We start from the raw sequence: 24325 nt of genomic DNA on the forward strand, positions 1-24325 counted from the left end.
ACTATCAGCTCGCCGTACGTGCTGCCGCTTGGGTCGGCTGCAACTTGAACACGTAGAACAACACCGTCAGCATCACCAGGAACGCCGGGCCGACATACAGCGCCACGCGGGTATCCGGGAAGTACGCCATCAAGCCCACCACCAGCACCAGAAACGCCAGCGCCAGATACGAACTGACCGGGTACAGCCACATGCGGTATTTGAGGCCGTCACGTTCGGCCTGGGTCAGGCTCTTGCGGAACTTGAGCTGGGCCAGGAGGATCATCAGCCAGGTCCAGATCGCGCCGAAGGTGGCGATCGACGTCACCCAGACGAAGACTTTTTCCGGGACCATGTAGTTGAGCAGCACGCCCAGCAACAGCACGAAGATCGACAGCAGCAGCGCCTTGCGTGGCACGCCATTGCTCGACGTGGTGCCGAATGTGGCCGGAGCCTGCCCGTTCTGCGCCAGGCTGTAGAGCATGCGCCCGGTGCTGAAGATGCCGCCGTTGCACGACGACAATGCCGCGGTGATCACCACGAAGTTGATGATGCCAGCGGCAGTCTTGATGCCGAGGCGCTCAAAGGTCATCACAAACGGGCTGCCCTGGGTGCCGATTTCGTTCCACGGGTAGATCGACAGGATCACGAACAGCGCACCGACGTAGAACAGCAGAATGCGCCAGAACACCGAACCGATGGCACTGGGGATAGTCTTCTGCGGGTTCTTCGCTTCACCGGCGGTGAGGCCGATCATCTCCACGCCCAGGTAGGCGAACATCACCATTTGCAGGGACATCAACACGCCTTGCACACCGTTGGGCATAAAGCCGCCGTGGGTCCACAGGTTGGAAATCCCCAGCGCCACGCCATCGTTGCCGAAACCGAAGGCAATGATGCCGACGCCGCCGATCACCATCGCAATGATGGTGACGATCTTGATCAGCGCGAACCAGAACTCGAACTCACCGAACGCCTTGACCGCGATCAGGTTGATGGTGCCCATGCTGACCAGCGCCGCGAGGGCCCAGATCCAGCGCGGCACATCGGGGAACCACACGCCCATGTAGACGGCGACGGCAGTGATTTCCGCGACACAGGTCACCAGCCACAGGAACCAGTAGTTCCAGCCGGTGAGAAAGCCGGCCAACGGGCCGAGGTAATCCTGGGCGTAGCGGCTGAAGGAGCCGGCCACCGGGTTATGCACAGCCATCTCGCCGAGGGCGCGCATGATCACCAGGATCGCCAGGCCGCCGATGATGTAGGACAGCATGATTGCCGGGCCGGCCATTTCAATGGCCTTGGCCGAACCGAGGAACAGGCCGACACCGATACAGGCGCCGAGGGCCATCAGGCGAATATGCCGTTCGCCAAGTTCGCGTTTCAGCGGACCGCCCTGAGCGGTCTCGCCTTGGGGCAGGTGATTGCCAGCGGGCATAGGGATACAACCTCGTCTTGTTATTGGATATGAGCCACCGAGTCCGGAGCGTCATGGCGGGTCTGCCATGGCGTACCGTTTCCGGTTCACCTTTTGGGTAAAACGGTCTGGCCGGGCCAGATCAGCGGGGGTGCAGTATAAAAAGCTAAACCCAGGGGTTTTCACTCTATAAACAGCAAGATTCAGCGAGAACTCTCGGCAAAAGCGCCTTTGGCGGAGGAGCATTACCTGGTTAGCGTAGGAATCATCGCCACCAAACGGCGGCGAGTATTGCACGGTAATGGTGCAGCGTCATGCCCCTACCTTTGGCGGATTTACGGGTGGGGGGAGGCTCTAGCTCAGTGCTTCCTGCCTACCTAAGCCCATTGTGGCGAGGGAGCTTGCTCCCGCTGGGCTGCGCAGCAGACCCAAAACCTGAGCATGCGATTTATCAGTCAGACCGAGGCGGGTTTTTTGGGATTGCTTCGCGCTCCAGCGGGAGCAAGCTCCCTTGCCACAGCAATCTCCCTCACCACAGCAATCCCCCTCACCACAGTGAGTTTCCAGGCACGGAAATACGTACTCAACAATTCTGGGATCAAAGCCTCTATCTGGCTGCTAGCGTCAATTCATCTGGAGCAACAAGGAATGCAATGGAATGCCAACACGCCCTCAATCCCATCGCCTGAGAACCGGCAGATTCAGCGAGCCCGGCAGGGCTTATCTGGTGACTGCGGTCGTACACAATCGTCATCCCCTGTTTGCCGACTTTCGTCTGGGTCGTCTGTTGGTAGCCGAGTTCAGGCGCGCACAAGAGCAAAAATGGGGGAACTCCATAGCCTGGGTCATCATGCCCGACCACTTTCATTGGCTGGTCCAGCTTGAGCAACGCAGCCTGCCCCAAATGATGCAGGCGGTTAAATCCCGCAGCACGCACACGATCAACCGGGCAAGGAATAGTACAGGCGCTTTTTGGCAGAACGGTTATCACGACAGGGGAATCAGGGACGGTGAAGACTTGCGCCACTTGGCTCGATACATCATCGCCAATCCCATCAGAGCGGGACTGGTTGAACGCGCCGGCGATTACCCTCTATGGGATGCCTGCTGGCTATGAGCCGGAATAGAAACCACTGTGGCGAGGGAGCTTGCTCCCGCTGGGCTGCGCAGCAGCCCCAAAGCCTGGGCATGCGGTTTATCAGTTAGACCGGGGTGGGTTCTTTTGGGAGTGCTTCGCACTCCAGCGGGAGCAAGCTCCCTCGCCACAGCAAGCTCCCTCGCCACAGCAAGCTCCCTCGCCACAGCAAGCTCCCTCGCCACAGCAAGCTCCCTCGCCACAGCAAGCCCCCTCACCACAGCAAGCCCCCTCGCCACAGCAAGCCCCCTCACCACAGCAAGCCCCCTCACCACAGCAAGCCCCCTCACCACAGCAAGCTCCCTCACCACAGCAAGCCCCCTCACCACAGCAAGCCCCCTCGCCACAGCAAGCCCCCTCACCACAACAAACTCCCTCACCACAAAAACAACCTCACACTCACAATTCCCCTCCCACTCGCCCACCACCGTCTAAGCTTCAACCAAGTCCGATCAATCTGCGTAAATGGATCAATCGACTATGGGCGCTTTATGGCAAAACGCTTCGACCAAGGCTGCGGTCTCCACCGATAGCCCGGATGAACAGCCATTGCCACAAAGCCCTCACCGCCGCAGACGACTGTGGTGGCGGCTGTTCTGGCTGGTGCTGTTGATTGCGCTGATCGCTTTGAGCTTTGCGGCCCTGCGGGAAATGCGCACTTCAAGGTTGCAGGCCAAAACGTTCACGGACATCGCCTCGACCCTCACCTACCAAATGCACTCGGGCCCCAGCGATGCGCGGGTTTACCCAGGCGCCGGGCCCTTCGACAAGCGCCTGGGCTACAGCGCCCTCGGTGAGTTCCTGCCCCGCCTGATCAAGCGTGACTACCTGATCCAGGCACAAGCGCGCTTTTCCCCCGACCTGATGGCCTACGCCCAGCGCGACCTGTTCGTGCCCTACCCGGAAAAAATCCAGGCCGGCCTGACCATCACCGATTGCCGCGCCGCACCGCTGTATCAGTTCACGTATCCACAACAGTTCTACCCAAGCTTTGCGGCGATCCCGCCGGTGGTGGTCAGCAGCCTGCTGTTTATCGAAGACCGCGACCTGCTGGACCCGAAAAACCCCCAACTCAACCCGGCCGTAGATTGGCCGCGTTTTGCCAAGGCCGCCTGGTCCCAGGTGGCGAAGCTCTTGCACCTGCCCGGCCAGACCGCTGGCGGCAGTACCCTGGCAACTCAGCTGGAAAAATACCGCCACTCGCCCGACGGCCTGACCCTGTCCGGCGGCGAGAAAATCCGCCAGATGATTTCTGCCAGCGTGCGCGCGTATCAGGATGGCCCGCAAACCCTTGCCGCTCGCCAGGACATCGTGCGCGACTACCTCAACAGCGTGCCCCTGTCGGCGGTACCCGGCCATGGCGAAGTGCACGGCATGGCCGAAGGCTTGCGCGTGTGGTACGGCGCCGACTTCAACCAGACAAACGCACTGCTCATCAGCACCGCCCCCCAACAACTGCCCCAAAAGGGCCTGGCGTTGCGCGAGGTGCTGTCGCTGATGATCGCCCAGCGCCGCCCTTCTCATTATTTGTCCAAGGGCCACAAGGAACTGGCGGACCTCACCGACAGCCACATCCGCCTGCTCGCACAAAACAACGTGATCGACCCGGCGCTGGCCAGCGCTGCCCTCGCCAGCAAAGTCACCTACCGTGACTGGCAGCAACAACCGACGATCCAGCCGATAGAAACCAACAAGGGCATCAGCGTCGCCCGCACGCGCTTGGCCGCCCTGCTCAACCAGCCGCTGTACGACCTCGACCGACTCGATCTCTCTGCCACGAGCACCTTGCAAGCCGACCTGCAAAGCCAGGCCAGCACTTACCTCAAGCAGCTCGCCGACCCCGCCTTTGCCGCGCAGATCGGTCTGCTCGGGCCCACGCTGCTGACGCCCGCCAGCACCGCTCAGGTTCGCTACAGTTTCAACCTCTACGAGATGACACCCGACGGCGCCCGCGTGCGCGTGCAAACCGACAGCACCGACCAGCCATTCGACATCAACGAAGGCAGCAAGCTGGAACTGGGTTCCACCGCCAAGCTGCGGGTGATGACCACCTACCTGCAAATCGTCAGCGAACTGCATGATAAATACGCTGCGACGCCTGCCGCCGAGCTGCGCAAAGTCCCGGTCGACGACACGGACCGCATCACCCGCTGGGCCCTCGACTACCTGGCCCAGAACAGCGACCGCAATCTGCCTGCCATGCTCGACGCAGCCCTCAATCGCCAATACTCGGCCAACACCGGCGAAGGTTTTTTCACCGGCGGCGGCATGCACCACTTTCACAACTTTCGCAGCCAGGACAACGGTCGCAATCCCACGTTGATCGAAGCCCTGCGCGAGTCGATCAACTTGCCGTTCATTCGCCTGATGCGCGACCTGGTGCGTTACACGACCTACCAAGGCCCGAACAACAGCGCCGAGTTGCTCAAGGACGACAACGACCCGCGCCGCCAGGAATACCTGGCCCAGTTTGCTGACCGCGAGGGCACCACGTTCCTGCTCAAGTTCTGGAAAAAGTACCGCAACAAAGATACCCAGGCGCGCCTCGATACCTTCCTCGACGGCATGCACCCCACGGCTATTCGCCTGGCCGCCGTACACCGCTACCTGCTGCCCAACGCCAGTCAGGCGAGTTTCAACAGCTTCGTCCGCTCGCACTTGAGCAGCGTCAAAAGCACTGAAAAGCTCACCGACGAGCGCCTCGAAAAGCTCTACCAGAATTACGGACCCGGCGCCTACGACCTGCCTGACCAAGGCTATATCGCCAAGGTTCACCCGCTGGATCTGTGGCTGATGGGCTACCTGCTGAACAACCCCGACGCCACCTTCACCCAGGCCACCGCCGCCAGTGAACACGAGCGCCAGGAGGTTTACAGCTGGCTGTTCAAGAGCCGCCACAAGAGCGCCCGCGACAGCCGTATCCGCACCATGCTGGAGATCGAAGCGTTCCTCGATATCCACCAGCGCTGGCAAAAAGTCGGCTATCCCTTCGACCACCTGGTGCCGTCGCTCGCCACCGCCATCGGCAGCTCCGGCGATCGCCCGGCAGCGCTGGCAGAGCTGGTGGGGATCATCCTCAATGATGGCGTGCGCCAACCCACCCTGCGCATCGACAGCCTGCGTTTTGCCGCCGACACACCGTACGAAACCCGCTTGGTCAATGACCCCGATCGCGGCAAACGCGTGATGCCTTCCGAGGTCGCGACAGCACTCAAGGGCGCACTGTCCCAAGTGGTGGATGCGGGCACCGCACGACGCGTTTCCGGCAGTTTCAAACTGGCTGACGGCACGCCGCTGGCCATGGGCGGCAAGACCGGTACAGGCGACAACCGGATCGAAGCCATCGGCGCCGGTGGGCGGATTCTCAGCTCCAAGGCGATCAACCGCACGGCGACCTTCGTGTTCTACATCGGCGAGCATCATTTCGGCACGTTGACCGCCTTCGTGCCGGGCGCTTCGGCCCAGGGTTTCAAGTTCACTTCGGCGTTGCCGGTGCAGGTACTCAAAGGCATGGCGCCGATTCTTACGCCCTATCTGCAACCGGGCAACAACAGTTTATGCAGCGTGCGCTGAAGGGGCTATCCATGCGCTTTTCACGTGCGGATTACTGAAGGATCCGCCGCCGTTTCCACCCACTTTTCAAACTTATCCGCAGCCGTGCCGGTGCATAGACTCAAGCCTTCTTTTTGAGCTCTACAGGTTGCCCCCATGGCCGATCTACCCGACCAGTCCCTGCACCACGCATTCATCCGGAACGCCTTGCCGAACTGGTTGAAAACCACCTCGCCACACCGACTTGCCGCCCTGAGGGCCGTCGCCGGCCAAGGTATTCGCCCTTACCCTCATGCCAGCGCCAGCCAGCATCTGGCACTCAAGCCCGCCATTGCCGAACACTGGCAACAGCACAACGAACTGGAGAAAAGATTCCAGCCGTTGACCGACGTGTACAGCTTCGCCGAGCCACTGCTGAAAAATGCCCTGATGCCTTACGGCGACATCAACGTCAACGCCACTTTCGTGCGCTTGTATGTGAACGCCAACGTCGGTTGGTGGGTGCATGATTTCAAGCAAGGCGTGCAAAGCAAGACCTTGTCGCTGCTGGACGCGGCACTGGCCAACTTCGCCGCCTCGGACACGTTCGTCGACCACGCCTTCCTGTCCGCCGAAGACCCGCTCGGCCAACGCGACGTGCTGACACTGCGCCATGGAACGACCGGCGCGGTACTGACCGCCGAGCAGTTCAAGCAGATCTGCCGCACCCTGGACCTGGGTGCTCGCTACCAGGCCAGCATCAGGCAGGCGTTGGGGTTCGATAACCCTGCGTTGACCCAGGCTCTGCGGCTGCAGGTGGCTGCCAGTCAGAAAGCGGCTCTTTTGACGGCAGCCCACCTGGCCCTGATCAACCGTGATATCGACACCGATGCCCACGGCGCCGTGCTGGACCTGATCGCCGATCGCACCGCGCTGCTGGAGGGCCTACCCCTTGAATGCCATTCCCTGAGCCTGATGAATACGGCATTGACCGGTGTCCTGCTGCTGTTCGTCCCTCAGCGGGACCGGCCTGTCGGACAGGTCGTGGTGTACATCCCCGAAGACCCCGAACACCCCTTGAAGCAATACCCTTCGCCCGACGCCTTCCTCAGCCACCTCACCCAAAAGCTACGAGACAAACAGCGCTACCAGACCTTCTTCAGCCGGTTCATCGCTCACGCCGAGCGCGGTGCGTTTTTTACCGGCCTCGATACCCGCTTGAGCCATGTGCGCTGGCACCAAACTGCACACACCGACCCACGCCCCAGCTGGCGCGACACGCCGATTAGCCAGCCCAACCTGCAATTCAGTGTGCAGGCCATCGGCGACGATCAGGTCAATCGCTCTGCTCTGGCGAGTGACAACGACCTGTGGAATTACCAATACCGCACCCGGCTGAACAAGATCGTCAACGACGCACGCGACATCGCCGTACCCACCGCCACCGCCGACCGCCACGCGCGATGGGCCTGGTGGGACAACCTGGAGAACATGCTCTCGGACATCTTCAATGCCGCCTTGCTGGTGTTCACCCCGTTCGTGCCACTGCTGGGTGAGGCGATGCTCGCCTATAGCCTTTACCAGATCACCGACGAGGTATTCGAAGGCATCGTCGACTGGGCGCAGGGCCGTGGGATCGAGGCTGCCGAGCAGGTGGTCGGGGTGGCTGACAGTGTGATTCAGTTCGCCCTGTTTGGGGCCTCCAGCCAATTGGGCAAACGCCTCAGCCCCTTCATCGAAGGGCTGCGCCGGGTGCAACGCGCCGATGGCAGCACCCGCCTGTGGCACCCGGACCTTGCGCCCTACGCCCTGAAAAACCTCGACTCGCCACCTGCCGCCACGGGCTTGCACAACCATCAAGGTAAGCAGTTGCTCGCACTGGACGGCGCGCATTTCGAGGTACAACAAGACCCCGACACCCGCGACCATCGCATCCTCCACCCGCAACGCCCCGACGCCTATCAACCCCAGGTGCGCTTCAACGGCGACGGCGCCTTTGTGCATGAGACCGAACAGCCCCGCACCTGGGACAGCATCACCCTGATGCGCCGCCTGGGGCCACGCACCGAAGCGTTCAACGATCATGACCTGGAGCGCATCCGTCGGATCAGCGGCACCGACGAAGACGTGTTGCGCGGTGTCTACGTGCAGAACCGACCGACCCCACCGTTGCTCGACGCCACCCTCAACCGCTACGAGGCGCACCGGGCCGCCGTTGAGACCGTACAGAAACTGCGCAGCGGCGCGCCGTTGCCTCTGGACGCAACGTCGGCCTGGTTCGAGCAGACCATCACCGAACTGCCGGGCTGGCCCCAGGACAAGGCACTGCAAGTGTTCGTGCGCTCGGACCTGACAGGCGATTCGCGCAAGTACGCCAACCCTGACGCCCCACCGGCAGACACCTTGCAAATCAGCGTGGCCGACGTAATGTCCGGCCGGTTGCCGGAGCGTGTACTGGGTTTTCTTGATGAGGCATCGATCAACCCGCTAGTGGGACGCGAAACGCCATCGGCGCAACGGCTCCAGGCGCTGCGCGATCAACTGGCGGACTATGTGGCCACCCAGACCCACGACGTCACCGGCTACATTTATCAAATACGCGAGCAAACCACAGACCCGCGCATACGCCAGTTACGCGAGCACATCGCGCCCCTGGACTTGCCGCTGGCGCGAGCGCTGGTCGAGGGCCACGCGTCGGGCCTGGAACGGCGCCAGCACGCCCGTGAATTGAGCTTCGCCCAGAACACCACTCACGCCTACACCGGTTTTTTCTCACCGTGGCCTGTGACCGAAGGCACCGAACGGCTGGTGCTCAACACCCTCAAGCGCCACAGTGATGGCTTCGGTGACGTGTACCTGCAAATCCGCGAGCAGACGCCGGAAGGTAGCGTGCGGTGTGAAGCTGGGCCTGTCGATGCGAGCCGTCGCCGGGTGCTGGTGAGGAAAAACAGCGGCGATTACGAGTTGTTCGACCAAGCCAGCCAGCGCCTGCACGGCCCAGACAGCCTGTACGAATGCCTGTTGCGGGCACTCTCCGACGATCAGCACAGCGTGCTCGGCTTCCGACCAGGCCAGGGTGCCGGGCTCAAACACTGGCTGATGGAAACCCTGGAGCCGCTGGCCGAACGCCGCCTGGCCCTGGCACAACCGCCGCTGCGCAGTATTGCCGACCGCCAGACCAACGCTTTGCTGGGCGGGCCCGCCTATAGCCGTTTGCGCCGCTCGCATCAGGCCATGGCCAATGTCCATACCCGAGAGGTGCTGGAACACCTGTTCCCGACGCTGGACGAGGCTCGTCGTGAGCGCTTCATCAATGACATCGGCCTCGGCGAGATCAACGACACTCTCAACCGCCTGGTGACCGAGCGACATGCCCTGCAAACAGAACTGGAAAGCTGGAAGCGGGTACCCAGTGCCTACCCCAAAAACAGCCTGATAGCCCGTGAAGAAAGAAGCCACAAGCACATCATCAGTCAGAGGCTCTACCGCTGTTGGGAAGATCGGCTTGCCGAACACGCCGATGACTGGGGCCAGGTACAAAACGGCGCCAGTCTGGACCTCGGCGGGCTGCAGCTGCCCGGCGAATTGCCGCGCCTTCAGAGCGGGTTCGAACACGTGACGCGCCTGGACCTGGCGCACAGCGAACTGCGTGATCACCACGGGCAGTTCTTGCAAGCATTCCCGTCATTGCGCTCCCTGGACATCAGCAACAATCACCTCACCCAACTCCCGGAAGCCGTCAGCACCATGCGTTTCATGCGCCACCTGAATCTGGGGCAAAACCAGATCGGCTTGCTGCCCGGCGATCAGATACGCCTGAAAAACCTGCGGCACCTGCGCAGCCTTAACCTGCACCACAACCCTTTGCAGGCCGTACCGGACTTGTCAAAAATGCCGCACTTGGAGCGGGTGTTCCTGGACCGCACGCCGATCACAATCTGGCCACGTGGGTTGTTTGCCCATCCGCGCAGCGCCGAGTTTGTGCTGGACCTGAGCCACACGCAGATCGACCACCTGCCGGAGTTTGCGCCCGGCAGCGACGAGGCCCTGACCATCGCCCGAACACGTCTGGACCGCAATAACCTGCGCAACGATCAACGCCAGCTGTATGAGCAATACCGAATGGCTGCCGGGCTGGACCCCAACCGCGCGTATGAACCCAAAGGTGAGGCCGCCCCCTGGCTGGAGCTGATCGAGGAACCCCAGCGCCAGGCCCATCAGCAGCTTTGGGATGAGGTCGAGCACGAACATGGCTCCCAGGGCTTGTTCGAGATTATCAAGGCGCTGGAGCCCCCGGAGTTCATTCAAACCGCCGAGGACGATCAAGCCTATGCGGCCAACCAGTTGCAACTGAGCCAGCACGTGTGGCGCCTGCTGCGGGCCGTGCACGCCGACAGCGAGTTACGTGACAAGCTGTTTAAGATGTCGAGCTTCCCTGGGTTGTGTGCCGATGGCAGCGCACAAATTTTCAACGACATGGGCATCGAAGTGCTGGCCAACGAAGCCGAGCGCTACGCGCTGTCGGCCAGCGAACGTGAAGGCAAACTGGTGACCCTGGCAAAGGGCAGCGCACGCTTGCGGCACTTGAATAAGGTAGCCGCGCAAGACATCGCGCACCGCCTGTTGCCGGTGAAGGATGGCGGCCTCGGCTTGCGCCTGCGCGCGCAGTTAGAGGATGGCTTGCCGGGCGAAGTCGACGACGTGGAAATCTACCTGAGTTACCAGACCACCCTGGCTTCGCGCCTGGATTTGCCGTGGCTGGCCGACCACATGCTGTACCGCATCACTGGCGACGTGCATCCGGCCCAGATCGAGCAGGCGTTCACCACGGTGCTCGAACTGGGTGAGGGCGACGGCCTGGTGAACCAGATGCTGCTGGAACCCTATTGGGAGCAATACCTGCACGACCGCCACCCGCAGGCGATGGAGGCTAATGCCCGACACTTCGACGAGCAGTGCGCACGCCTGGATGAACTGCAGGAAGCCCAGGCCAATGGCTTGCCCGACGAGCAGAAGGAAGCATTGAGGCTCACGCTGAAGGGCCTCGCCGATGCCCTGGATGTGCCGCCCGAGCGGGTATTTACCGGGCGGCCGATGGCAGACGAAACCTACAACCTGTTGCTCAATGAACTGGGCTACCGCGAGAAGCAATGGATGCGTGAGTTGACCCGCGAGGCTCTGGAACGACATGGCAAAGAGCGCAACCGCGTCCCGATCGAAGGCTGACATCCACACCCTGAAACGGGTGTGTCATGGCACACCCATCACCAGCACGCCGCTGCCATTTATCGGCCCCTCGACAGGCAGGGACCCCACTCGCTTGACCAACGTGAATGTCACTTCGTCACTCCCTGAACTGTTGGTAATGCGGGTCAGGAACGAGCCGTTGACTCGAACGGCAGCGCCGGCGCGGACAAGGGCCGTACCCACGTTCGGATTGCTCATCGTCAGCAAGTTGGCGTTGAACGAGGAAGGAGCACCTTTGTAAGTGATCGTGATTGGCGTCGTAATTCCCGGGTCCGGGCACCTGTAGGTGAGAGTGCGGTCTGTCCGAACGGTTGTGGTCAGCGGATCGGTACCTATCGCTCTCTGGTGCACGTTGCCGAAGTTGATCTCGATCGGGTTGTTATTGTTGATCGTGCACGATGACGGAGAGATGGTGAAGTTATTGTTGGCGGTGTAAGTGAGCATGAGGCTCGTGGAGCCGCCATTATAGTTGTTGGTTTGGTCGAGACGTAGTACGCCGAGGGTGTCACCTGTTCGAATATCGATAGGGTTCGTCGGGTTGTTGCGTATCAATATATAAGGAATGGCATCGATCGGTATGGCGGCCGTGTTGTTAGGCATGGTCGCAATTCGAATACCATTCGGAACAGGCGTATCTCGGTACGTTCCGTTTATGCGCAGGCCGGTGGTTTGGCTAACGAACTTCGGGCCCGGCGTCCAGGCCGTGCCGATCCTTGCTCCGGTTGCCCAATAATCCTGCCGTCCATCCGGGGTATTGCCGTCGGGTTCAAATCGGCATTCGATCCTCACCCCTGACAAAAGGATACGAGGCTGATTCACCTCGAGTCGGACATTCACCGGGACTTGCAGGTTTAAAGTCCCGCCAACGTTCACCCTTTGCCACGCGCCGCCATTTACACGGCAATCCGCCGCCTTGGCGGTTGTAGTCACGCCAACCAGGAGGAGAAGCACTATGGCTCCATATGCTCGTTTCATGTTGTTCTCTTTCTTCCTATGAATAACGGTTTGGCGCTATGGATAATCCAGCGTAAAAGTCGAGGTCACCCTGTAAGTACCGTGCCCGATGGTCTTGTCCCGCAGGGCATCCGGCTCTCCCCGCACGTAGGCCTTGAGCTCGATGACATTGTTGCCAGGGGTCAGGCTCTGTTCGTCACCGACCTTATTCACGGGTACAGGCTTATCGCTCAGCGTCTCCAGGCCGAGCCCGATACCTGAGGCACCACTTCCGCCATCCAGCGCGAACAAACCGGGCAGCGCACGGTTCTCTGCGCCGCCGAACAGGACGGTGACTGACTCGCTGATGGTGGTATTGCAGTCATCCAGGTGCAGCGTGAAGCGTTTGCCCACCGAGCGTGTGTTGATGTAGAGGTGCTTGCTGGTCAGGTCCCACAGTTCCAGGGTGATGGCTTCATCGCCCGGGCGGATGGTGCAGGCCTGTTCAACCAGGTTGCCCTTGAACCTCAGGTTGTCCGCCGCGTGCGCCGCGGCAGCCAGGCCGAAGGTCAGCAACAGGGCCAGCCCGTTATCAATAACTGCATGTCGCATAGACTCGACTCCTACTGGTATTCAGCCAACAGCGTGGCCACCGCCGTGAACCTGGTGGGGGCCAGGATTGAACCCGGCCGTTTGACGGGTACCACTTCCAACGTCGGCGGCGATGCCAGGCTTATGTCCAGTGGCGTGTTGAGTCGAAACGGCAGGTTGTTTTGATACAGCCGAATACCCAGATCAGGCGCAGTGGTCTGCACCGCCGAATTATCAAATGTCGTTTCTGTGCCCTTGATGCTCAACTTCAGCAGCCACGGCAACGTGGAAGCGCCACAGCGGATCGTGTAGCCGACGCCCTTGCGGTATTTCACGCCATCGACGCGCTTGGTGCCGACATCCCCGAAATCGACTTCAATCGTGCTGCCCGAATCAATCGTGCAGGGCGGCGGCTCGTTCAGCGTTCCGTTGAACGTCAGGTTGGCCGACGCACCGCTGCAAAGGCCAATGGAACACAAGGCGAGCAACGCTCGCTGCGGCCAACGTGTCATTGATCGTTCCTCTCTATTTGGGCTCGTCATTGGTACTCGATCACCAGGGTGGCGGCAGTCGCAAAGGCCCCTCCGGTCAGCGTGCTGCCCGCGCGTTTCACCGGCACCGCCTGCACGGCCGGAAAGGTTGGATGGGTAAACCTCAGGGGCGTATTCAGGGGCCAGTCAGCCCCATTGGCGAACAGCTTTATCCCGAGATCCGTCTTGGGCGTGGAGAGCACTTTGCTATCGAACGCCGCCCCCGCACCCTTGAGTTCCAGGGTCATCGCGTTGCTGAAAACAGGCGGGTCACACCTGACGGTATAAGGCACCTCCCGACGATAATTGACGCCATCAATTCGTGACGTGAGCAGGTCGTTGCCAAACGGCACATTCAGCGTGCTCCCACTGTTAATCACGCACGGCGGCGGCGCGATGATGACCGCGCGGATGGTCAGGTTGGTATCGGCCTGCACATCCAGGCTGACAGCCCATAGCAGGCCCGCACCGATAAAAATGGCCCACGGGCCGGTTAACCTGCTCATTGCTCTGCCCTTACTCATAGTTGAGCCTGAAATCCACCACGGCCCGAAATGCCCCGCTGGTCAAGGGTGCGGAGGTGCGCGTGGGCTGGACATTCCAGGTTTGAGTGCTGGCGCCCAAGGGCAAGAACAAAGGTTCGCCCCGTGAGCCCAGCTGTACATCCCGCCCCACGGCATCGGTCAAGCGCAGGCCCATCCCGGTGATGCCTTGCACCTTGACCAGCCGTGGATCATCGGCATCGGCGGGCGCAACAAACGTGACTGACAGCACAGGTTGATGTGCGCTCCATGTGAGATTTCCCGTGCGCGCATTCGCGATACTGCCGGCGGTGCGCTGGCAATCCTTGAATTGCAGTTGAAATGGCTTGGATGTCGCCTGGTCGCCGGGCCGTTGCAACTGGCCGGCCGATACGGCGCCCAAATCAATCGTTTGATGCAGGGAGTTCATTTCCAGGCTGCAAGGCATTTCGTGCATGGACCCGCGAATATTGAGCATCCCGACCATGCCCTCCAGATCCTCGTCATCCGCGGCGTGCGCCTGCCCCATCAAGGCCGGTAACAGGCAGCCCAAGACCTTCACTTTGTGCAACTTCATGATGTTCTCCGGCAGAAGGCACTACTGATTGGGCGCTGATGCTTGCGCATTCACTTTGCAGGTCTCGCCGCTGCAACTGAACGCCAGCAGCGGGCGTCCGCCGTAGTCATTCACGTAGGCCAGGTAAGGTGTCGTGCCCAGCTCCCTGGCCGTCGGGCCAAGGGTCTGCACGCCTTTGGGCGGGACCATCAGGGGCTCGAAGCCCGGTATGGTCTTGCCGTCCTTGCTGCTACGCGCGTCCACCAGGGTCACGTAGTAAGGCGTCGGGTTATTCACCCGATAACGGTCGCCTTCGCGGGTAAGGGTCAGCTTTTCCTGCCACGGGTTGGACAAGTCTTGCTGGGTGGGCGTAATCGCTTGCGGCCGGTAGAACAGTTTGATCCGGGTTTGCAGCGCAATTTGCAGGGTGTTGGCCTTGTCGCTGCGCGGCGGAATTTCCCGCAAGTTGAAGTAGTAGACCGTCTCCCGATCCTGCGGCAGCAACTTGGCCGCGGGTAATGCCTGTACTTTTACCTGGCTTTGTTTTCCTGGCTCCAGCCGTTGAACAGGCGGCAGTACGATCAAGGGCGTGGTGATTTTTTTGCCGGCTTCATCCTCGATCCAACCCTGGGCCAAATACGGCAGCTGGGTATTGTTGTTGGTAATGTTCACGCTGGTGGCGTCTTTGCCGCCATCAAAAATCACTCGGGTCCGGTCCAGGCCAACAGCGGCGTTGGCATTCAGGCTCAAACCCAGTACCAGCAGTGCAAAAGCCTGTTGAGTGAGGCGTATGTTCAGCTTCATGAGGACGTGTTCTCCCTATCGGTTTGCTTGCCGGTCAGCGCTGCTGGCTCGGGCACGGATTGATCAGTGGCTACCAACTGGCAGCGCAGTTGCAGGGCATCGCTCAACCCGTCAATTGGCAAAATGACGGGTAGCGTGAGGGTGCAACGCTCGGAACCACCCCAACTGACGGTCATCTGCTCGCCAGCCTGGATACCGCTGAGGTAGACGTCCCCGCCATCGTTCACGACCCCGGTGTCCTGCAGCTTCAGGTTTTTTACCGTCGCGCCGAAGGGCGGTGAGCTGCCATCCGGCAGGCGAAGCACAGCCATGGCTTTCTTGCCGGAAATCACTTCCAGGGTTCGATAACCGATAGCCCCTTCGGTGAGAGTCAGTTGCGTGACGGATTGGGTGGCTTCGACATCGCTCGGCAAGCTCTCCAGGTCAACACTGGCCGCCGTCCGCTGGTAGCTGCTGATGTCGGAGATCACCGCCTTGCCGAAGGCGTTGCTGCGGGTAGGAGTGCCGTAACCGCGCACAGGCACATCGGGCACACCGCCGGTGTCGATCATCAGACGGGTGCCGCCCGTACTATTGGTGCGATGCAGGGCCCCACCGTACGGCGTAAGCGTGCCACCGCCGCGAACGGACGCCCCCAGGGTTCGGTTATTACCTTGCTGCTGACTGGCGCTGAGATCGATGTCTGCCAGATCACCGATGTGGCTCAGATAACCACTGGCGGAGTTGTCGCTGGCACTCAGTTGGTAGCTGTTACGCGCATCGATGCGATCAGCGTAGCGCGTTGCAAAACTGTTCTCGCCGGCGGCTCGATTCGCATCCATCGACAATGTGCCGGTCGGCCCCAACGGCAGGCTGACCGTCAGCGACATACCGTTATCCTTATATTGGTAATCTTGGGTGCGATATAAATTCACCGACAGGTTCATGTTTCTAACGGTGCCGATATTGAAGTAACGCGATGCAGACACGTTCCAGCGCTGAGTGTCCGGTCGATTCCAGTAGGTTTGTTTGTTGTAACTGGCATAGACAGTGGCGCCCAGATCACGAAACTGTTTATTAACCGTTACCGTAAAAAGTGCCTTGTTGCCGCCAATCGGTTGCCAGTGTTCAATGAACTCACCGTTCTGGTCGTACACGCCGCGTCCGCCGAGTTCACCATTCAAACCGTAATGCAGGGCATCCAGGTATTGGCTCATGCTCAAGAAGTTCTTTTCGGAAAAACGATAACCGGCGAACGTCACCTGGCTGTCGTACTCTTCAAAGTTCTTGGAGTATTGAAGGCGGTAGGATTTGCCCGTGAGTGTCTCGTTCCACAGGTGTGCGCGGGACTCTGTCACATCCAGAGAAAGCGCCCCGAACGCCAGCAGATCACGCCCCACCCCGACCGACCATGCACGGTAGTTGTTATCCAAAATACCGCCGCCCAACAGCGACCAACCGTTGCTGATACCCCGGGAGAACTCGCCGGTGCCGAAAAACGCGCCGTCTTCGTGATACTGAAGATTCGACGGCTGCCCAGCCGACAGCTTGTAGCGAACCTGCCCGGGGCGCGTCAGGTAGGGAACGCCTGCCGTATCAAGCTGGAATTTTTGTACCGAACCGTCCTGCTCTTCCACCCGCACATCCAGCGTGCCGGACACTGCGTCATTAAGATCCTGGATGCGAAACGGTCCTGCTGCGACCAGCGTTTCATACAGCACACGCCCTTGCTGGCTGATGACGACCTTTGCATTGGTTTTGGCAACCCCGACCACTTCCGGTGCGTAACCCCGCAAGTTGGGTGGCAGCTGGCTTTCATCCGACTTCAGCGCGGCACCGGTAAAGCGAAAGCTGTCAAACAGGTCCGAATAGAGGTAGTCCTCGCCCACCACCAAGCGCGCTTTAAGCGCAGGAAGCGCACGGTAAGCGTAGTAACGACTCCACTCCAGTTTTTGCCGGTTTGCCGCCGACTCGCGGTCTTTCTCGACACGGCCCTGCCAATCAGCCCGCAGCCGCCAGGCCCCGGCATTCGCTCCGACGGTTCCGTTACCACTGACGTCATTGCGCATACCGTCATGCCGTCGGTAGCTCGATTGCGCTGTCATGTTGTAATCAATCAGCAGCCCCGGCACCCCCTCGTCCCAACGCGAAGGCGGGTCCCAGTTGATGGCGCTGTACTCCAGATAAGCCTGGGGAAGACTGATGTTCACCGTGGCAGAGGCCAGGTCCGCACTGACCTCCATGCCAGGCAAGCCTTCGATATCCAGGCACTGCCCGTCTTTCCACCACCTGAGTTTGGCTGTTTCGGACGCTTTCAGGCCCAACTGTTCCACCAACTCCCGCGATAAACAGGCCTGACTTCCCTTGGGGTCATTATCCGGAGGGTAGAACGCCACTGATTGCTCAGAGATGGGCTGTGTATTTATCTGCACGAGCATCGAGTAGTTGCCGGGCAGAATAAAGCCACTGCGTGCAAACTGGGACAAGTCAATATTAGTGCGATCATTTAGATCAAGAACGTCGGTATTAAACTCAATATCCCCGGCACCCAGTGCAGTTCCCGCCAGTGATATCAACCCGCCAAAGAGGCTGGGGCGCAGCGTATTCATGACTTTCGACGTATTCAACATACACGCAACTCAATCTTCAAAAGTATTCCAACTTGAACCGCACTGCGGCACGGTGAGCTCCAGCCAAGAGCGGCACGCCGTTACCGACCAGGCGAAGCGTATAGTTAAGGATCATGTCACCCTCAACTACCGGGTACAGCGCTACTGGCGCACCCGGTGAACACGCCCGGCCATCAATATCCTGAATATCGAAGGCAACTCCCTGAGAACCACCAAAGGCTGCAAAGGAGCGTCCTGCTCTATCGGGAGAGCCGTCAAACGTCACTCGCAGGTGCTGCCAATCAGGCAGGCTTTCACCCGGGCGTGACGGGTCGGGGCGACTCAGCGAGCAATTGACCAGCCGCAACTGGAAGGGCCGTATTTGTCCCGCCCCGTCCCGCAAGAGCCGGCCTATGGGTTCGGGGTCCATCTCAATGGTTTGATCGGCACTGGCTGCTTCCAGCCCGCAGGCTGAGTCAACAACTTCTCCTCCCAGCGTGACGACTCCATCGCCTTGCGCTGAGGACTGCGCGAAAACCCAAGGGCTGATGAACATCGTCAATGAAGAGGTAATAGCGAGACTTATGAATGTTTTCACCTGGACCTCCCGCCAGCTTCCCCCCGCCACCTTGAGAGTGGCGGGGGAAAAACTTACTGATAAGCCAAAGTGAAATTGGTGACTGCGCTGAAATCACCAGGAACGATGTCGCCTGTCGCCTGGCCTTGAACAAAGGCGCCGAACTCCAGCGTGTTATTACCGGAGGCAATAGCCTGCGGGGTGGTTGGAGTACCCAACACAATAGGTCGACCGCCATGGGTCATCATGATGCCCACGCCGCCCGCGCCGCCCACTGTGCCGATCCCACCCGGAACAACGGTCGACGGCGCGCCGGTGAAGGTAGTGGTCACCGTGTTATCGGTGAGGCCGGACAGATCGCAGCCTTCAAGTTCAATCAGCACACGTCGGGCTTCAGACTTGCCACCCGATTGCAGTTGATGCTTGGCGATCGCGCCAAGGCGAACGGTCTGATCTACGGAGTCAGGCTTGATAGAGCAAGCACCCGAATGTACCGACCCCAAAAACGTGACCGTTCCGTCCGCTGCTTGGGCAACAGACATCGAACCTGCCAACAGGCCGACAGTTAACAGTGCAGTTTTCATTTTAGATTTCATTTGCAGACGCTCACGTATAGTCAATATCACAACGGAGTCCTGTCGCAGCTGTGCGCAGGACTTATTAAGTGCCCGAACGATTCCCTGATCACGTTGGAATGTTTGATTTTTTCCAACTACTTGCATTGCAATTCAGGAACTCGTTCAACGCCGGGCAATTATCCGTTGCGAATTTGAATAAGAAAGCCATCCGATTCGCTGAATTGAGTAGCCTGGTTACACCAAGACACATAGGAAGATTATGGCACTTTGCCAAAACTTTAAATGTGTCCGTAAGAATCGGACTACATGCTGAGAATGGAAATAGTTTAAGAAGGGATAAGTCCGTAAGAATAGGATTACGAACTCTAAAAAACAATAGTAACTACTGGGCCAAACCCACTAACTAATTTAAAAATGAGTCCACTGGATTGGCTTGCGCACGCAGGCGAACAAAACACTCGCGGCTTGGAGGCCGCTGCGCAGCGTCGACCGCTCGTCTGCCGGGCTTGCCCTCAACATAAGATATATCTTACGTTGTATCTAAACCAGACGAGAGCATCCCAATGAGAGACCATCATCCCCACCGAGACCACGGTGACGACCGCGACGGCTTCGAAAAACGCCCTGGCCGCGACCGCGGTGGCCGAGGCCCACGGGTCTTCGCCCCCGGCGACCTGAAACTGCTGCTGCCGGCGCTGATCGCCGAACAGCCGTGCCACGGCTATGACCTGATCCGCCGGATCGAAGCCCTGTTCGACGGCGCCTACACCCCAAGCCCCGGCGTGATCTACCCCACGCTGACCTTTCTCGAAGAAAGCGAATTGATTGCCGGCGATGCCGAAGACGGAAAAAAACGCTACACAATCACCGACGCCGGTCGTCTCTTCTTAAGCGAACAAGCAGTTGCCCTCGAAGGCATTCGCCTGCGCATGGATGTGAGCAAACGTTCGCTGCGCGGCCAGGACCGTCCGCCAGAAATCCACGAGGCGGTACATAACCTGCGCCATGCCTTGCATTCGCACCACGGGCGCTGGAGCCCGGAAGAAATCGTTCGTGTTGCGGCGCTGCTCAACAGCACCGCCCAAGCCATTGCCGACGGGAAAGCTCAATGAATACCCAAGCCATTCACCGCGTGACCCACGAAATCAAACGCCGCCGCCTCGAAGTTCTGCGCGTGGTCGACATCACCCCGCGCATGCGCCGCATCACCCTGGGCGGGCCGGAACTGGCGGGCTTTATCAGCCTGGGCAGTGACGACCACATCAAGCTGCTGTTCCCGCAGAACGCCGCCGAACAAGCGGCACTGGACAGCCCCGACTTCAACCTGCGCGGCGATGGCCCGCAACCCGCCATGCGCGACTACACCCCACGCCGGTACGACCTGGCCATTGGCGAGCTGGACATCGACTTCGTGCTGCACGGCGATGGCCCTGCCTCCACCTGGGCCGAGCAGGCCAAGGTCGGCCAGCACCTGCACATCGGCGGGCCGCGTGGCTCGATGATCGTGCCGGATATCTTCGACAGCTACCTGTTGATCGGCGATGAAACCGCGATCCCGGCCATCGCCCGGCGCCTGGATGAATTGCCGGCGGGGCGCAAGGTATTGGCGGTGATCGAGATCGACAATGCGGCAGAGCGGCAACCGCTATACAGCGCTGCCGAGGTAGAAGTGATCTGGGTGGTGCGCGGCCAGGATGACCTGCTCGAGACGGTGCAGAACCTGACGCTGCCGGGCGGTTCGCTGTACAGCTTCGTCGCTACCGAGAGCAAACTGTCGCGCCAGGTGCGGCGGGTGCTGCTGGACACGCACAACGTCAATGAGGCGTTCCTCAAGGCCGTCGGTTACTGGCAACAGTGATCCGTGCAGGAGCGAGCTTGCTTGCGAAGAACCTGAGAGCGCCGCGTTAAACCAGACACGCTGCGTTATCGTTAACGTCCTTCGCGAGCAAGCTTGCTCCTACTGATTTTATCCAGCCCCACCACCACCAAAGCAACCAGCACAAACCCCGCCAGAATCCCCCCGGCATTGATGAACACCTGTGGATAACCCAGGGTGTCCACGTCGATGAACGGGTACTGATACAACCCCCACACATACCCGCGCAACAACACATAAGCGAAGTACACCAACGGGTAAATCACCCACAGCCCGATGTGCTTGAGCCGCAGGCTGCCCTTGGGTACGCACCACCACCAATACGCGACAAACACCAACGGCATCACGTCGTGCAGCAGTTCGTCCGCCACAAACTGCACCCCCGCAGGTTGCCACATGTGCCGCAGCAACAGGCTATAGGCGAGGCTGACCACGACAATGCTCACGGCGATCCCGCTGCTGACCACGGGCCTGAGGAAAAATCGACTCGCGCAAGATGGCCGTTGCACCCACGCATGGGTCAACACCACCGCCACCAGGGTGTTGGTGAGCACGGTGAAGAAGCTGAAGAAATTCACCAGGCCCGGCAACAGGCTCGCGCCATCGACCCAGCGGTAGTAGAAAATGATGTACTGCTGCAGCGCCAGGCCAGCCCAGCCGCCGAGGGCTGCCAGGCCGATAAGGTGACGTTTCACCTCAGTCCTCGACCGGTCGCTTGGTGCGCATCAACTTCACGTACAAGCCCTCGACCTTCTCCCGCGCCCACGGCGTCTTGCGCAGGAACGACAGGCTCGACTTGATGCTCGGGTCACTGGAAAAACAGCGGATATTGATGCGCTCGGCCAGGCCTTCCCATTGGTAATGCGCCACCAGCGCGGTGAGGACCTGTTCCAGGGTGACGCCGTGCAGTGGGTCTTTGTTTGTCGCGGTCATGCCGGGCCTTTTGCGAAAAGAAGAAAACGAAGCCGCGCACCTTAGCGGACGGGCCGTGCGGGTGGAAGCGCTGCCTTCACTATAGGCCACTGTTCGATCGTTCCCACGCTCTGCGTGGGAATGCCGAATTGGACGCTCTGCGTCCCGCGGTCGACGCAAATTTTAGCCCTGCGCAACGGTGACGCAGAGCGTCACGGGATGCATTTCCACGCGGAGCGTGGGAACGATCAGCGTGGGAGTGATCGAGCGGGGTTTGGGAAAGTTCCCCTTGGCAGAGAAAAAAGTGATGTTATATTGTAACGATAACTATCAAAGGGTATCGAATCCCTTACCGTTTTCAGCCTTCTCTTTTTTTGCCGTTTGCCAAGGAACGACCGATGTCCCTCTCTTCTCTCTGGCGCCTCTCCCCGCTGGCCGCCGCCCTGTTGATCACCTCCCAGGCCAACGCCCTGGAGCTGCAACCCCAAGTCATCACCGGCAACCCGTTGGGCAGCGAAACCCTCGCCTCGCCCACCACCGTGCTCGAAGGCGATGACCTGACCCTGCAACAAAAAGGCAGCCTGGGTGAAACCCTGAACAAGCAGCCCGGCGTGTCGTCGTCGTACTTCGGCCCGGGGGCCAGCCGGCCGATCATTCGTGGCCAGGATGGTGACCGTATTCGCGTTCTGCGCAACGGAGTCGGCGCGCTGGATGCCTCGTCGCTGTCCTATGACCACGCGGTGCCGCTGGACCCGGTCAACATCGACCGCGTCGAAATCGTGCGCGGCCCGGCCGCCCTGCTTTACGGCGGCAGCGCCATCGGCGGCGTGGTGAACACCTTCGACAACCGCATCCCCACCGAAGCCATCGAAGGCATTCACGGGGCCGGTGAATTGCGCTACGGCGGCGCCGACACCACCCGCAGCAGCGCCGGCAAACTGGAATCCGGCAACGGCACTTTCGCCTTGCACCTGGACGCCAGCGCGCGGGAATTCAACGACCTGAAAATCCCCGGCTTTGCCCGCAGCCGTCATGCACCGCAAAGCGAAGACGGTGAAGGCAAGAACGGTCGCCTCGGCAACAGCGACGGGCGCCAGGACGGTGGTGCAGTCGGCGGTTCCTACACGTGGGACGACGGCTACGCCGGGCTGTCCTACAGCAACTACGACAGCAACTACGGCTCCCCGGCCGAGCAGGACGTGCGCATCCGCATGAAGCAGGATCACTACGCCTTTGCGTCCGAGATCCGCAACCTGCAAGGCCCGTTCACCTCGGTCAAACTCGACGCCGGTTATACCGACTACAAGCACATGGAGATCGAAGGCGGCGAAACCGGCACCACCTTCAAGAACAAGGGCTATGAAGCGCGTGTTGAAGCGCGACACCTGCCGATCGGGCCATTCAACGGCGTGGTGGGCGCACAGGTCAGCCGCAACGAATTCTCGGCGCTGGGTGAAGAAGCCTTCGTTCCGCAAACCGACACCAATGCCGGCGCGCTGTTTATCCTCGAAGAAATGCAGGCCACCGAACGCCTCAAGCTGAGCCTCGGCGGGCGTCTGGAACACACCAACGTCGACCCGGACGGCAAAGGCAACGCGCGCTTTGCCAATGCCAACAAGTCTGCCGACTTCACCGCCGGCAGCCTGTCGTCCGGCGCGGTGTACACCCTCACCCCGATCTGGTCGCTGGCCGCCACCTTGGGCTACACCGAACGCGCACCGACGTTCTACGAGCTGTATGCCAACGGCGCCCACGTTGCCACCGGCACCTATGAACTGGGCGACGCCAACCTGTCGAAAGAAAAAGCGGTGTCCAGCGACCTGGCGCTGCGCTTTGACAACGGCACTCACAAGGGCAGCTTCGGCGTGTTCTACAGCCACTTCTCCAACTACATCGGCCTGCTGGGCAGCGGTCGCACCTTGAATGACGAAGGCGAGGAAGATGCCGGCGGCATTCCTGAGTACAAATACTCAGGCGTACGCGCGCGTTTCGCGGGCTTTGAAGCCCAGGATCACATCAAGCTGGGGGAAGGTGCCTACGGCAAGTTCGCGTTGGAACTGTCCGGCGACTACACCCGCGCGACCAACCTGGACACGGGTGAAGCCTTGCCACGGATTGCGCCGTTGCGTTTGAACAGCGGTTTGTTGTGGGAACTGGACCGCTGGCAGGCGCGGATCGATGTCGAGCACGCGGCGGGCCAGGGGCGTGTGCCGGATAACGAAAGCGGGACCGACGGCTACACCACCTTGGGCGCCAGTGCCGGCTACCGCTTCAATGTAGGTGGCAGCCAGTGGCTGGCGTTTGTTAACGGTGAGAACCTGACAAACCAGACCGTGCGCTATGCCAGCTCGATTCTGCGGGACATCGCCCCGGCGCCGGGGCGAAGTGTGCAGGTCGGTCTGCGTACCACCTTTTAAAAGCTGATTGAAACCTCTGTGGCGAGGGAGCTTGCTCCCGCTGGAGTGCGTAGCGCTCCCACTATTTTKGGGCCGCTGCGCAGCCCAGCGGGAGCAAGCTCCCTCGCCACAATAAGCACCTTTGCTACAGTCC

The 24325-nt window shown here is 60.4% G+C and carries 19 protein-coding genes; 6 read left to right on the forward strand and 13 right to left on the reverse strand.

Annotation, left to right across the window (positions count from 1 at the left end; genetic code table 11):
- Nucleotides 1–4: 4 nt before the first annotated feature.
- The gene (locus tag AU074_RS16605) at nucleotides 5–1417 is read right to left on the reverse strand and encodes an amino acid permease (RefSeq protein ID WP_076015629.1); all 1413 of its coding nucleotides are present in this window, start codon (nucleotides 1415–1417) and stop codon (nucleotides 5–7) included.
- A gap of 637 nt (nucleotides 1418–2054) precedes the next feature.
- Between AU074_RS16605 and AU074_RS16610 the strand changes: the two genes are divergently transcribed.
- Entirely contained in the window at nucleotides 2055–2513 is a 459-nt protein-coding gene (locus AU074_RS16610; protein ID WP_076015630.1) for a transposase, read from the forward strand.
- Here AU074_RS16610 and AU074_RS16615 read toward each other — a convergent pair.
- Nucleotides 2483–2956, reverse strand: coding sequence for a hypothetical protein (locus AU074_RS16615; RefSeq protein ID WP_143503596.1), 474 nt, complete (start codon nucleotides 2954–2956; stop codon nucleotides 2483–2485). The two genes, AU074_RS16610 and AU074_RS16615, sit on opposite strands and share 31 nt — an antisense overlap.
- 55 nt (nucleotides 2957–3011) lie before the next feature.
- Here AU074_RS16615 and AU074_RS16620 point away from each other — a divergent pair, with 55 nt between their 5' ends.
- Both AU074_RS16620 and AU074_RS16625 read left to right on the forward strand, forming a co-directional pair.
- Complete coding sequence (locus AU074_RS16620) at nucleotides 3012–6104, forward strand: transglycosylase domain-containing protein (protein ID WP_076015632.1); 3093 nt, start codon at nucleotides 3012–3014, stop codon at nucleotides 6102–6104.
- Between the two features lie 135 nt (nucleotides 6105–6239).
- Nucleotides 6240–11288: an NEL-type E3 ubiquitin ligase domain-containing protein gene (locus tag AU074_RS16625; RefSeq protein ID WP_076015633.1), complete on the forward strand. Its 5049-nt coding sequence runs from the start codon at nucleotides 6240–6242 to the stop codon at nucleotides 11286–11288.
- Between the two features lie 24 nt (nucleotides 11289–11312).
- Here AU074_RS16625 and AU074_RS16630 read toward each other — a convergent pair whose 3' ends face one another.
- Genes AU074_RS16630 through AU074_RS16670 form a run of 9 tightly spaced genes read right to left on the reverse strand, consistent with a single transcriptional unit; the run spans nucleotide 11313 to nucleotide 18993 of the window.
- Entirely contained in the window at nucleotides 11313–12284 is a 972-nt protein-coding gene (locus tag AU074_RS16630) for a fimbrial protein (RefSeq protein ID WP_076015634.1), read from the reverse strand.
- Nucleotides 12285–12320: 36 nt separating this feature from the next.
- A complete protein-coding gene (locus AU074_RS16635; RefSeq protein WP_076015635.1) occupies nucleotides 12321–12854 on the reverse strand; it encodes a fimbrial protein in 534 nt (177 codons plus the stop codon).
- 11 nt (nucleotides 12855–12865) lie between these two features.
- Complete coding sequence (locus AU074_RS16640) at nucleotides 12866–13345, reverse strand: fimbrial protein (protein ID WP_076015636.1); 480 nt, start codon at nucleotides 13343–13345, stop codon at nucleotides 12866–12868.
- Nucleotides 13346–13371: 26 nt separating this feature from the next.
- Nucleotides 13372–13869: a fimbrial protein gene (locus tag AU074_RS16645; RefSeq protein ID WP_076015637.1), complete on the reverse strand. Its 498-nt coding sequence runs from the start codon at nucleotides 13867–13869 to the stop codon at nucleotides 13372–13374.
- A 10-nt stretch (nucleotides 13870–13879) separates the two neighbouring features.
- Nucleotides 13880–14461, reverse strand: coding sequence for a fimbrial protein (locus AU074_RS16650; protein ID WP_076015638.1), 582 nt, complete (start codon nucleotides 14459–14461; stop codon nucleotides 13880–13882).
- 21 nt (nucleotides 14462–14482) lie between these two features.
- The gene (locus AU074_RS16655) at nucleotides 14483–15244 is read right to left on the reverse strand and encodes a fimbria/pilus periplasmic chaperone (protein WP_076015639.1); all 762 of its coding nucleotides are present in this window, start codon (nucleotides 15242–15244) and stop codon (nucleotides 14483–14485) included.
- Nucleotides 15241–17853, reverse strand: a complete 2613-nt coding sequence (locus AU074_RS16660; protein ID WP_159442636.1) for an outer membrane usher protein — start codon at nucleotides 17851–17853, stop codon at nucleotides 15241–15243. The genes AU074_RS16655 and AU074_RS16660 overlap by 4 nt, the downstream gene beginning before the upstream one ends.
- A gap of 16 nt (nucleotides 17854–17869) precedes the next feature.
- Nucleotides 17870–18430 carry a fimbrial protein gene (locus AU074_RS16665; protein WP_076015640.1) on the reverse strand — a complete coding sequence of 187 codons (561 nt, stop codon included), beginning with the start codon at nucleotides 18428–18430 and terminating at the stop codon, nucleotides 17870–17872.
- 53 nt (nucleotides 18431–18483) lie between these two features.
- Nucleotides 18484–18993, reverse strand: a complete 510-nt coding sequence (locus tag AU074_RS16670; protein ID WP_076015641.1) for a fimbrial protein — start codon at nucleotides 18991–18993, stop codon at nucleotides 18484–18486.
- Between the two features lie 557 nt (nucleotides 18994–19550).
- Between AU074_RS16670 and AU074_RS16675 the strand changes: the two genes are divergently transcribed.
- Both AU074_RS16675 and AU074_RS16680 read left to right on the forward strand, forming a co-directional pair.
- A complete protein-coding gene (locus AU074_RS16675; protein ID WP_076015642.1) occupies nucleotides 19551–20099 on the forward strand; it encodes a PadR family transcriptional regulator in 549 nt (182 codons plus the stop codon).
- Nucleotides 20096–20845 carry a siderophore-interacting protein gene (locus tag AU074_RS16680; protein WP_076015643.1) on the forward strand — a complete coding sequence of 250 codons (750 nt, stop codon included), beginning with the start codon at nucleotides 20096–20098 and terminating at the stop codon, nucleotides 20843–20845. Before AU074_RS16675 ends, AU074_RS16680 begins: the two co-directional genes overlap by 4 nt.
- A 71-nt stretch (nucleotides 20846–20916) precedes the next feature.
- Here AU074_RS16680 and AU074_RS16685 read toward each other — a convergent pair whose 3' ends face one another.
- Together AU074_RS16685 and AU074_RS16690 are read right to left on the reverse strand one after the other, a co-directional pair.
- Nucleotides 20917–21558 (reverse strand): Pr6Pr family membrane protein, encoded by a 642-nt coding sequence (locus AU074_RS16685; protein ID WP_076015644.1) that lies wholly within the window; start codon nucleotides 21556–21558, stop codon nucleotides 20917–20919.
- Between the two features lies 1 nt (nucleotide 21559).
- A complete protein-coding gene (locus tag AU074_RS16690; protein WP_003216406.1) occupies nucleotides 21560–21796 on the reverse strand; it encodes a VF530 family DNA-binding protein in 237 nt (78 codons plus the stop codon).
- 377 nt (nucleotides 21797–22173) lie between these two features.
- Between AU074_RS16690 and AU074_RS16695 the strand changes: the two genes are divergently transcribed.
- Nucleotides 22174–24192 carry a TonB-dependent receptor gene (locus AU074_RS16695; RefSeq protein ID WP_076015645.1) on the forward strand — a complete coding sequence of 673 codons (2019 nt, stop codon included), beginning with the start codon at nucleotides 22174–22176 and terminating at the stop codon, nucleotides 24190–24192.
- Nucleotides 24193–24325 lie beyond the last annotated feature (133 nt).

It is taken from the genome of Pseudomonas sp. ATCC PTA-122608, assembly GCF_001952855.1.
Taxonomy (GTDB): domain Bacteria; phylum Pseudomonadota; class Gammaproteobacteria; order Pseudomonadales; family Pseudomonadaceae; genus Aquipseudomonas.

What these genes read in the sequence shown, in the direction of transcription:
- AU074_RS16695 (WP_076015645.1), top strand. Translation starts at nt 22,174, where the DNA reads ATGTCCCTCTCTTCTCTCTGGCGCCTCTCCCCGCTGGCCGCCGCCCTG.
- AU074_RS16645 (WP_076015637.1), bottom strand. Translation starts at nt 13,869, where the DNA reads ATGAGCAGGTTAACCGGCCCGTGGGCCATTTTTATCGGTGCGGGCCTG.
- AU074_RS16610 (WP_076015630.1), top strand. Translation starts at nt 2,055, where the DNA reads ATGCCAACACGCCCTCAATCCCATCGCCTGAGAACCGGCAGATTCAGC.
- AU074_RS16635 (WP_076015635.1), bottom strand. Translation starts at nt 12,854, where the DNA reads ATGCGACATGCAGTTATTGATAACGGGCTGGCCCTGTTGCTGACCTTC.
- AU074_RS16675 (WP_076015642.1), top strand. Translation starts at nt 19,551, where the DNA reads ATGAGAGACCATCATCCCCACCGAGACCACGGTGACGACCGCGACGGC.
- AU074_RS16655 (WP_076015639.1), bottom strand. Translation starts at nt 15,244, where the DNA reads ATGAAGCTGAACATACGCCTCACTCAACAGGCTTTTGCACTGCTGGTA.
- AU074_RS16630 (WP_076015634.1), bottom strand. Translation starts at nt 12,284, where the DNA reads ATGAAACGAGCATATGGAGCCATAGTGCTTCTCCTCCTGGTTGGCGTG.
- AU074_RS16640 (WP_076015636.1), bottom strand. Translation starts at nt 13,345, where the DNA reads ATGACACGTTGGCCGCAGCGAGCGTTGCTCGCCTTGTGTTCCATTGGC.
- AU074_RS16650 (WP_076015638.1), bottom strand. Translation starts at nt 14,461, where the DNA reads ATGAAGTTGCACAAAGTGAAGGTCTTGGGCTGCCTGTTACCGGCCTTG.
- AU074_RS16680 (WP_076015643.1), top strand. Translation starts at nt 20,096, where the DNA reads ATGAATACCCAAGCCATTCACCGCGTGACCCACGAAATCAAACGCCGC.
- AU074_RS16660 (WP_159442636.1), bottom strand. Translation starts at nt 17,853, where the DNA reads ATGTTGAATACGTCGAAAGTCATGAATACGCTGCGCCCCAGCCTCTTT.
- AU074_RS16620 (WP_076015632.1), top strand. Translation starts at nt 3,012, where the DNA reads ATGGGCGCTTTATGGCAAAACGCTTCGACCAAGGCTGCGGTCTCCACC.
- AU074_RS16690 (WP_003216406.1), bottom strand. Translation starts at nt 21,796, where the DNA reads ATGACCGCGACAAACAAAGACCCACTGCACGGCGTCACCCTGGAACAG.
- AU074_RS16605 (WP_076015629.1), bottom strand. Translation starts at nt 1,417, where the DNA reads ATGCCCGCTGGCAATCACCTGCCCCAAGGCGAGACCGCTCAGGGCGGT.
- AU074_RS16625 (WP_076015633.1), top strand. Translation starts at nt 6,240, where the DNA reads ATGGCCGATCTACCCGACCAGTCCCTGCACCACGCATTCATCCGGAAC.
- AU074_RS16670 (WP_076015641.1), bottom strand. Translation starts at nt 18,993, where the DNA reads ATGAAAACTGCACTGTTAACTGTCGGCCTGTTGGCAGGTTCGATGTCT.